Annotated in this window: 4 protein-coding genes and 1 pseudogene; 2 read left to right on the top strand and 3 right to left on the bottom strand. The window is 70.4% G+C overall.

Annotated elements, in window-relative coordinates:
* Window positions 1-90: 90 nt before the first annotated feature.
* Window positions 91-1,302 (bottom strand): cystathionine beta-lyase, encoded by a 1,212-nt coding sequence (locus ACQKQD_RS16205; protein ID WP_427508879.1) that lies wholly within the window; start codon window positions 1,300-1,302, stop codon window positions 91-93.
* 78 nt (window positions 1,303-1,380) lie between these two features.
* Here ACQKQD_RS16205 and ACQKQD_RS16200 point away from each other — a divergent pair.
* Window positions 1,381-2,218, top strand: a pseudogene (locus ACQKQD_RS16200) (IS5 family transposase).
* A 1,349-nt stretch (window positions 2,219-3,567) separates the two neighbouring features.
* Here the strand turns inward: ACQKQD_RS16200 and ACQKQD_RS16195 are convergent.
* Entirely contained in the window at window positions 3,568-4,014 is a 447-nt protein-coding gene (locus ACQKQD_RS16195) for a hypothetical protein (RefSeq protein ID WP_427508878.1), read from the bottom strand.
* 497 nt (window positions 4,015-4,511) lie between these two features.
* Here ACQKQD_RS16195 and ACQKQD_RS16190 point away from each other — a divergent pair, with 497 nt between their 5' ends.
* The gene (locus tag ACQKQD_RS16190; protein ID WP_427508877.1) at window positions 4,512-5,477 is read left to right on the top strand and encodes a hypothetical protein; all 966 of its coding nucleotides are present in this window, start codon (window positions 4,512-4,514) and stop codon (window positions 5,475-5,477) included.
* Here the strand turns inward: ACQKQD_RS16190 and ACQKQD_RS16185 are convergent.
* Window positions 5,401-9,450, bottom strand: coding sequence for a hypothetical protein (locus ACQKQD_RS16185; RefSeq protein ID WP_427508876.1), 4,050 nt, complete (start codon window positions 9,448-9,450; stop codon window positions 5,401-5,403). The two genes, ACQKQD_RS16190 and ACQKQD_RS16185, sit on opposite strands and share 77 nt — an antisense overlap.
* Window positions 9,451-9,513: the final 63 nt, after the last annotated feature.

Genomic DNA, 9,513 nt, shown 5'->3' with positions numbered 1-9,513 from the left:
GCTCAGTTTGGAATTGCGACGGTCCACTTGAGGGCAATACGCTCATGCGGACGTGTCCACCCCGCTTCTTCTAAGACGCGAGGCGAACCATCAGAAAGCTTGTGATAGGGATTGACGAAGGTCGGCGATGAGATCGGCGGTCTCCTCCAGCCCAACGTTCAGACGCACAACGCGACCTTCGTAGCTCCGCCGCGTGCGGGGCAGTGGTGGGTAAGCCATGACGAGGCTATGCGTCCCACCCCAACTGAACCCCAGCCGGAACAGCCGCAGACCTTCCACGAAGCGCGTGATCCGATCAGCATCCCACTCCAACTGAAACACCACTGAGAACACGCTGGCCGAACCCGTGAAATCGCGCTGCCAGACCTCGTGGCCGGGGCAGTCTGGAAGCGCCGGGTGTAGAACCAACTCGATCTCGGGCCGCGCCCTCAGCCAATGCGCCACCTCCAGCGCCGTCGCTTGCAAGCGGTCCAGGCGCACAGCCAGGGTCTCCAACCCGCGTAGCGCCAGTGCGCAATCGTCCGGCGAGACTGCCAGCCCAAGGAGGCGGTGCGTTGCACCCACCCGCTCGTGCGCCTCGTCCGTGCCCACCGATACTGTGCCGAGCAGGAGGTCGGAGTGGCCGCCCACGTACTTGGTGAGCGCCTGCATGCTCACATCTACGCCGTGGGCGAAGGCGTCGAATAGGACGCCCGCCGCATAGGTGTTGTCGAGTGCCACCGGCACGCCTCTCCCATGCGCGGTCGCGACGATGGCGGGTACGTCCTGCACCTCCATCGTGATCGTACCGGGGCTCTCGCACCAGATCAGGCGTGTGTTCGGGCGAATCAGTGTCTCGATCTCCGCGCCGAGCAGCGGGTCATAGGCTTGCACCTCGATGCCAAGCCCGGCGAGCAGCTTATCGGCCAGTTCGCGGTTGGGGCGGTAGGCGCTCTCGGGCACGAGGGCGTGGTCGCCCGCGCGGCAATGGGCGAGGTAGACGAGTGCGATGGCGGCCTGTCCGCCCGGCACGACGAAGCTGGCTTTCGCGCCCTCCAGATCGGCGACGCGCACGGCGAGTTCGCGCGTGGTAGGCGTGCCATAGAGGCCGTAGGTGTAGCCCTCGCCGCGCCAGTCGTCGCGAGCGTCAGCAACACGGTCGAACAGCACCGTGGAGCCGCGGTGGACTGCGGGGACGAGGGCCCGGAAGTCCTGAGGGGCAGTCACCCCGGGATGCACCAGCTTGGTGCGCCAGTGAGGGGCAGAGCGCTCGTCAGTCATCGTGCCTCGGTCGATGTCGCCCGGTGCGATGTAGGGCAGCAACGAGGTACGGCCCTAAGGCGACTAGGGCGTCTCTGCAAAGGGGTTCACAGGCTGGGTGGTCAGGCCCATGTGGGCTTGATGCGACGCTTTGAACTGACCGACGCGCAGTGGGAGCAGATCGCCCCGCTGCTGCCTCCGCAGAAGCCGCGCACGGGCCGGCCTGCGGAGGATCACCGGCAAGTCCTCAACGGCATGCTCTGGATCCTGCGCACGGGCGCACCCTAGGAGGATCTACCGGCGCGCTACGGTGCTGTGGGAACGGTGTCGAGCCGGTTCTACCGGTGGCGCAAGGCCGGCGTGTTCGACCGGGTGCTGCGGCGGCTGCAGGCGCAGGCGGACGCGCGCGGCGACCTCGACTGGGACCTACACTTCGTGGACGCCACGGTGGTGCGCGCCCACCAGCACGCCGCCGGGGCGCGCCGGTCCGGCGCCATCGGGGGGTGAGGCGACCGTCGAAGGCGTGGGCGAAGCGCTCGGGCGCAGCCAGGGCGGCTTCTCGACCAAGCTGCATCTGCGTGCCGAGGGCGGGGGTAAGCCGATCACGGCGGTGCTGACGGCGGGCGAGCGGCACGAGCAGTTTGCGTTGGATGCTCTCATGGACAAGGGCGCGGTGCCACGTCCAGGGCGGGGCCGCCCGCGCCTACGTCCCCGGCGGATGGCAGGCGACCGGGGCTACTCCAGTCCGCCGGCCCGTCGTCGCCTCCGACAACGCTGGGTCGAGCCGGTGATCCCCACCCGCAAGGATCAGCCCCGCCAGCTCGATTTCGACAAAGCCGCCTACCGCGAGCGCAACAAGGTCGAGCGGTTGATCGGCCGGCTCAAGCAGTATCGCCGCATCGCCACCCGCTACGAGAAGCGAGCCGCGAACTACCTCGCCATGGTCACGCTCGGCATGACCATGCTCTGGCTCAGATGACTTTGCAGAGACGCCCTAGTCCACAGCCTGTACCGACCTCGAATGACCGCCTACCAATGGCTGCTATCGGGAAGCCCTGCCGACCATTGGCACGGCTGATGTGGGCGCGAAGCAGCCAGAGGAGCCGTCCAGTACACGTCCGCTATTGGGATCCGAAGGAGCACGCATGAACGACTGCGTTGGGTCGGATGCGGACCGTCCGGTTCTTGGTCGAAGATCAAGGGCATTCCCAGGCAAGGCGCGTCTCGCCTTGGCTTGCGGGTGCGATGACGCTCTCGTTTGACAGGGGGCGCGCGCCCTACCTGAAGTCCGTGACCTCAGGCCCTACGCCGTCAGTTGGCCCAAGACGCGGTGGCTCCCGATCAGGTCGTCAAACAGCGTGACCTCCGAACGGCTCCGCGCGTCCAGCTGGGCACCCCGGACACTGACACAAGGATGGCCTGGGTACGCGCCACCGGCGAGGCCTGACGCGTTCTAGCTGGAGTGGTCCCCGCCCTGGGTGTCTCCTAAGGGGCGGGGCGGCGGCACCCAGGGAGACCGTTGTAAGCCCAGGCATGACCCGTCCCCGCGACAATTGCCGAAGCCTGCGGACGCGTCGACGACCGATCGGGCGTTGCGGCGCATCCTCGAAGCCGCGTGAAGGCAGGTCCGAAATCCCGCGCGGCCACAGAAGGGGGCAGCCGAGGACGACCCTGGGCTTGTTGGCGAGTTCTTCCCTTTGTTTGGGCTTGCTCAGTAGCGGCATGTCGGCAAGCACCGCATGCTCGTCGAGGGCAGTGCCCGTGTAGCCGGACGTCAGGAGCACCCGCAGGCGCGGACTCAGGCGCTGGGCCTCGCGACCTAGAGCTGCTCGCTATTCATGCCGCCGGGCATCGCCCCGTCCGAGAACAGGATGTCGATGCGCTCGCGGCCGCCCTGCGTTCCAGGGCCTTCGAGGCTTGGGTCGCAGTCAGCGTCCGGTAGTCGAGCTCGCCTAGGCTTTCGACCGCCATCTCCAGCACCGCAGGCTCATCCTCGACCACGAGCACCACCTCGCCGGAGGCCGCCCGCCGCAGTGAGAGATGGTTTTCGGGCTGGGCCTCGGCAGCACTCTCGGCCGAGCGCGGCAGGTAGAGCTCGATGGTCTTCCTGCTCGGCTGAGGCCACGAGCTTGCGGTCCAGTGCGCCCTCGGCGTTTTCGACTTCGCCAGCCTGTTCGGCGGAACTTTGACACGAAAAAGTGGCCCCGGCGGCATGCTAGTCGACCTGGGGCCGAGTCTTGATCCAGTCGCTGACAACACCGCGTGCGGTGCCCCCAACAGACGCATTCAGAGTAACGTAGCAGGTGATTCGCGGCAACCGAAGCCATGTCAAGCGGTCCGCGGTGCCGGGGCGAACTGCCGGACGGCGGCCTGCAGGCGACCCCCGGCGGCGTGAGCGCACTCTGCGTAGTCGCCACCCGCGCTTCGGCCCGCCTTCCCGCACTGATCGATAATGGCAGGCACCGGGACGCTGCCCGCGACGGGGGCCTCGTCGCGATGCCCCGGGGCCCGGGCTACCGCGCGGGCGAGACCGGCAACGACCAGTGCGTCGACCGCGGCATGCGCCACGAGGGGTTCGAGCTCGGAGACGCGAGCTTCAAGCTCGGCGACCCGGGCGACCAGCGGTTCGAGTTCCGCGACGCGGGCCCGGAGCGCCTCCATCTCCGAGCGCTGGCGCTCGCGATGATCACGTGCCCGGTCGGCAGCGTCCCGCTTCTGGCGGGCCGTGCGGGCCGCGGCGGTCTCGTGCATGTCGGTGCTGGGCGTCGGGGTCATGCCGACATTGAAGCACTGAGCCCTGCAAGCGACCAGAGCCGATCCGCCGGAATGATCCGAGGCGTAGGGAGCCCCGAAATCACCCCTCGACTGGTCCGGATGAGGAAAGACCCACGGCTGCGGCGGAAGGCCCGATGCCGGCCGCCCCTGCGTCACGGCGGCGGCAACACGGCGGCGGCGGCGGTAGCGCGGCGGTACTCACCCCCCCCTGAGAAAAGGGCGAAGCCCCTCCCCTGAGGTCAGCATTCCACAGCGGAAAGCCCAACCCTTACGCGCGGCGAGTGCCAGCTTGCTGGCGCGAAGTCGCGCGCGTGTGGAACCCTTAGAACAGAGGGTTACCTTAAAGCTCGCTGTCGCTCGCTTAACTCCGTGGGGGCGGGAACCCCCTACCCCCTAAGCGGCTAAGGGCGCGACACCCAAGATGCTGCAAACACTTGCGGTTTGATCTTTTCCTAAGTGGCGCGCACAATGCGGTTAGTTTTAGTTGGACCGCACCCATGCTGCCGCTCTCCCGTCACCTCGCCACGCACCTCGTCCTGTCGGCCCGGATGTCGGTGTACGCCGACGGGTCCCCCGTGTCGGCCGCCCACCGCGTCGACGTCGCGGGGGTCTGCCTCGCCCTGGCGCTGCTGTCCCGTTCCGCCACCCGCGAGGTCGACCGTGGCGAGTGGATGTACGCCCGGTATCCGCAACCAGACTACGCCGACCGGGCGCTCGACACCCTGACCGTGCCGCTGGGCCGCCTTCAGGTCGATCTCGGCAGGGTGAGCCTCGCCGGGGTCATGGCCGCCCAGTCCCGGGCCATCTACATCCGCGCGAGCATCGCGGGCGAGCCCTCGCTGGGCGAGGCAGCCATCGTGGCGCCGGGCGCCCGGGAGGACATGACGAAGCCGCGCAACCGGGTCTCGGACAAGGCGACGACGCTCACGTTCAAGGTCGACCAGGCCCTGGCGGCCGTCGCCCACCCGCATGCGGACGCCGCCGACGACGAGCTCGCCCCCGCGCCGTTCGGCTACGACCCCAAGGTCATGTCGGCGTTCTCGTCCCGCTACAGCCCGCTTGTCTACCTCCGCCTGCTGGCGTGGACCGAGGCCGGCGCGAAGCTGACCCGGGGCTGGCGCGCCAAGCGTGTCCGGGGCGGCCTCCTGAGCCTGGAGATCCGCGCGGTCGAGATGCATGAGGCACTCGGCGCGAGCGGCATCCCTACGCCGTCGGCGCTGGAGCAGCAGCTTCTCCGCCCGGTTGCGGAGGACCTCCGCCGGGTCGGGGTGACGTTCGAGTGGGCGTACGAGCGCTCGCCCATCAAGAACGCGGTCAAGTGCCTGCGGCTCAAGGCGTCCGATCCGAGGGAGGCGTGCGCGCCGGCGAGGACGCGCACGCCCACCGCTATGCGGCGGCCGCGGCCTCGTCCGGTGCCGTCGGGGCTGCGGGCGCTGCGGCCGTCGCTTCCGGCAGGTCGATGACCTCGCCCCCCTCGGTGGGCACCGGGGGGTTGGCGTGGAGGATGACCTGCACGCCCATGTCGATGCCGCCCGGCGTGAACAGTTGCCGGGCGGTCGAACGGAAGTTCGAGGCGACCTTGTCGAAGATCTCCTCGACGGCGTCCCGGGCGGCGAGCTCGGCATCGGCGCGCTGGGCCCGGGTCCCGACGACGGCCACGACCTTGTCGCCCTCCTCGGAGCGCGCGATCCCGCCGGCCGGCTGGGCGCCGCGGCCGAGGTACTCCACGGTCTCGACCTCGCGGCCGGCGGCGCGGTAGGCGGCCACGACGTGGTCGCGCAGGTCGGCGTCGGGCACCCATGCCGGGACCTGCCGCTCGACCGCCTCGCCGCCGTCGACCTCGATCCGGACCGCCTTCATGGCCTTGGCCCACCGGCTGGTCATGTCGGCCCCGTCCAGCCCGAGCTCGTGCAGGACCGCCTCCGGGACGCGCTTCAGCCACGAATCGTAGGCGACCTCCTGGAAGACCTCGGCGTCCGCGACGCCTGTCCGCCGCAGCGCGTCGGCGAGGGCGCCGACCCGCGCGGGATCGGCGAGGTCGGTCATGCTGACGACGTCGTCGACGACGAAGCCCTCGGGCAGGCACCGGCTCCCGGCGATCCACAGGGGCGCCTCGCCGAGCCGGTAGACCGGCCGGAGACGCCCGGCGAACTGCTTGAGCTCCTCCTCCCGGAACTGCTGGCAGATGACCTTGGCCCAATTGCCCGTGTATTCCGAGACCGTGACGGTCACCGAGCCGCCGTTCCGCAGCGGATGCGTGCGCATGACCTGCGGCGGGCGGACCTCGATGGCGTGGCCGTAGTCGTCGACAAGGAACGTGCCGTCCTCGGCGTGCAGGTAGCCGTCTCCCCAGGCGTCGATGGGGAGCTCGGGCTCCTCGTCGTCGTAGGTCGCCGCGGCCACGACCCCGTCGATGAACCTCACCGGGAACTCGTGCCTGCCGACCGAGAAGGCGACGAGGTGCTCGCGGGCATAGTCGAGGCCGCGCACCGCGCCGTAGTGCATCCAGTCCGTGTTCGGCGGCTCCGCCCACGTGTGCATCAGTGCGGTCCGGACGCTCTTCGGTGCGCCGACCACGATGCGTCCGTGACCGTACAGGACCGCCGCCGTCGTGATGGCCGAGCGGACCTGCCCGATGGTCATGGCGACGCCACGGCGGGCCTTCTTGTCCTCCCCCGCCAGGTCCATCCGGAACGCGCTCGTGCGCCATGTCCGGTCGGCGAGCAGGATCGTGCGGAGGTTCAGCTTGGCGTCGACGTCCGCGACCTCGACATCCCGGCCGCCCCAGCACTTGCTCGTCAGCCCGACGTCGGCCGAGGCGTCGAGGAGCAGCACCGGGTGCTCGGCGAAGTTGGCGTCGGCGCGCCAGGAGATGCGGATGGTCTTGCCGCCGTCGAGGCTCTGGATGCGGTAGTCCCGGTCGCCCCGGGCGAGGCCGGGCATCGGGCGCCCGTCGCTTCCGAGCCGGTCGACGCCGCCGTTCAGGTCCCGCGTGGTGGCGTCCATCTTCAGCGCCAGCAGCCGCTCGCCGACGATCTTCCAGAACCTCCACTCTTCCCTCAAGTGCTTTCCTGTCGGGCGCTCCGCCAGGGCGCGCACGGCCTCGACCGACATGTCCGGCCGGAGCTTCCGGCCCGCTTCCTGCGCGCGGCCGGTCACCTTGATGGCGCCCTCGACCATGGCCTCGGCCTTCTCCATGCCGTGCCGGAGGACGAGCATCGCGGCGACGTCGTAGTGGCCGCGGATAGCCTCGGCGGCGGTGGCGGCCGCGTAGTGCCGGGCGGCCATCAGCTCGTCCCCGGTCTCGCCGCCGTCCCTCTTGTACGTCCGAGGCGGGGCGCGGGGGGTGTCGAGCGTCAGCGTCGGGAACACGGCCCAGCGCAGGACCTCCGTCCACGTCCGCTCGTCCCCGATGACCCCGGCGACCGCCTTCTCCAGCCCGGCCGGGAGCGACGGGCTCGTGAGGAACGCCGTCGGCGCGAAGATCACCTGCGCCTCGGCGATCTTCGCGCGGGCGGCGATGACCGGGCAGACGTCGTAGTGCGGGCAGCGCTTCTCCTCGCTGCCTCCGACGCCGTCCTCGACCGAGGCCTTGCACAGCCCGGCTGACGAGATCCCGGCGGCGCGCAGGATGCCCTGCTCCTCGGTCCTGAGGCAGCCGCCCCTCTCCTTGCCCTCCAGGATGAGGTACTTGGTCCCCTGCGGCAGGTCCCGCGCCGCCTGCTCGGCGTTCTTACGGAACACGGCCCAGGCGCCGCGGGACGTGGCCTGGAACCGGCTCACGTTCTCGTAGATGTTCTCGTAGGACGGCTGCAGGAACAGCAGCGCGCCGCCGATGGGCCCGTGCTGCGCGAGGTCCTCGGTGACCACCTTGACGGCGGTTGAGCTCTTGCCGGCGCCGGTCGGGGCGCGGAGCAGCCGCACCGGGCGCACCGGGGCGTCGGCGCCGAGGATGCGGTCGTGGCGCACCTCGGCGAGGAAGCTCTCCATCACGCCGACGATCTGCGTGGCGACGCGGCCCGCCTGCTCGCCCCGCTCGGCGTCCGAGATCAGCGCGCGGTCGCGGGCGAGGTCCGGGTCGGCCGGGGTGAAAACCACGTCCTCGGGAAGCTGCGCGCGCGTCGTCGGCAGCCACGCGAGGTCATCCGATTCGGTGCGCTCGACGGCGTGCGGCACGACCGGGGCGACCGAGACCTTGCCGGTCGCCTCGTCCCGGACGATGCCGCGGGCCTTGACCTCGCCGCGGGCCAGCTTCGCCGCGGCGCTGTCGATGCGCTCCCGGCAGCCGCGCGCGAGCTCGGTCGAGGAACGGAACCGGTCGCCGCCGGGGGCGAAGATCGCCTCGCACTCGGCGATCAGGTGCCCGGCCAGGGCGTAGCGGCCCTCGTCCGTCAAGGCCAAGCCAGGGTTCCTGACGACGTACGAGAATGCCCGGCTGTGCAGGAAGGCTTCGCGGCCGGCGACGATGCGGCCCTGGGCGTCCCACTTCACGCCGGCCATGGCCGTGTTGACCGCGGGCTGGACGAAGCCGGACGCGGTGACGAGGGCGGGGTCGAGCGCGACGCCGTCGCCCCACTGCACCGCGTTGCGCAGGCCCGGGACGATGATGCCGGCCGCGTCGACCGCGGAGATGAAGGCCTCGACCTGGGCCTGCGTGATCAGCGGGGCGTGCTCGGGACCGTGCGTGTCCGGGCGGCAGGCGCCGATCCAGTCGAAGTGCTGGCCGGTCTTGTGGTGGGCGCCGAACCCGGTGATGGGCTTCCGGTCGGCGAGGACCTCGATGGCCTGGTCGTGACCGTCGGCGTCCCTGGCGTCGAGGGCGTAGGTCTTGTTCCGGACCGGGTCGCTCACGTCCGAGCGGTAGATCAGCACGAGACGCGGGGCGCGCCCGACGCGACGGAACTCGGACCTTCCGAGGTGCTGGTCGACGAGGCGCAGGATGGCCTCGGCGAGCGCCGGGTCGCTGACGTCGATGTCGAGGCACAGGGCCCGGCCCGAGACCTCGCCCATGATCAGCGCGGTGTTCGCCCGGTTCCGCGGGCCGTCGCTCTTGGCCCACCAGGAGAGCTCGTCGGCGGTGGGTAGGCGCTCCTGGAGCGGCTTCCACTGGAGGGACTTCGATGACCGCCCGGGTTGCTTGACGAGGATCGGGCCGCGTCGGCCGGAGCGGGCCTGCGGGAACAGGGACCAGCTGTTGGCGACGCATGCCGGGGCGACGGCGCTGAAGCGCTGGCGGCGCTCCTCGGCCTCCCACTCGGCCTTCCGGGCGTGCTCCTCGGCGGCGGCGGCCCGGGCGGCGGCCTCGGCGGCCTCGGCCTCGCGGTCGATCTCCGCGGCCACGCGCACACGGACGACCTTCGCGCCGTAGCGGGCGAGGACGTCGGCGATGGCGGGCGGGGTCTCGGCGGTTAGGAATTCTGGTGTCGTCGGGGACATCTGCCTGCCTGTGGGGCCGCTCTTAGCGGCATCGATGAACGACTGGAATGGCGGGCGGCACTC

The sequence above is a fragment of the Methylobacterium sp. NPDC080182 genome (genome assembly GCF_050281105.1).
In the GTDB taxonomy this organism is placed as follows: domain Bacteria; phylum Pseudomonadota; class Alphaproteobacteria; order Rhizobiales; family Beijerinckiaceae; genus Methylobacterium.
Note: the sequence above shows the minus strand (reverse complement) of the source record. Positions and strands in the feature narration are given on the sequence as shown.

Bases quoted from the DNA above. Each gene is read 5' to 3' on its own strand.
- ACQKQD_RS16185 (WP_427508876.1), bottom strand. From the start codon at position 9,450: ATGTCCCCGACGACACCAGAATTCCTAACCGCCGAGACCCCGCCCGCC.
- ACQKQD_RS16195 (WP_427508878.1), bottom strand. From the start codon at position 4,014: ATGACCCCGACGCCCAGCACCGACATGCACGAGACCGCCGCGGCCCGC.
- ACQKQD_RS16190 (WP_427508877.1), top strand. From the start codon at position 4,512: ATGCTGCCGCTCTCCCGTCACCTCGCCACGCACCTCGTCCTGTCGGCC.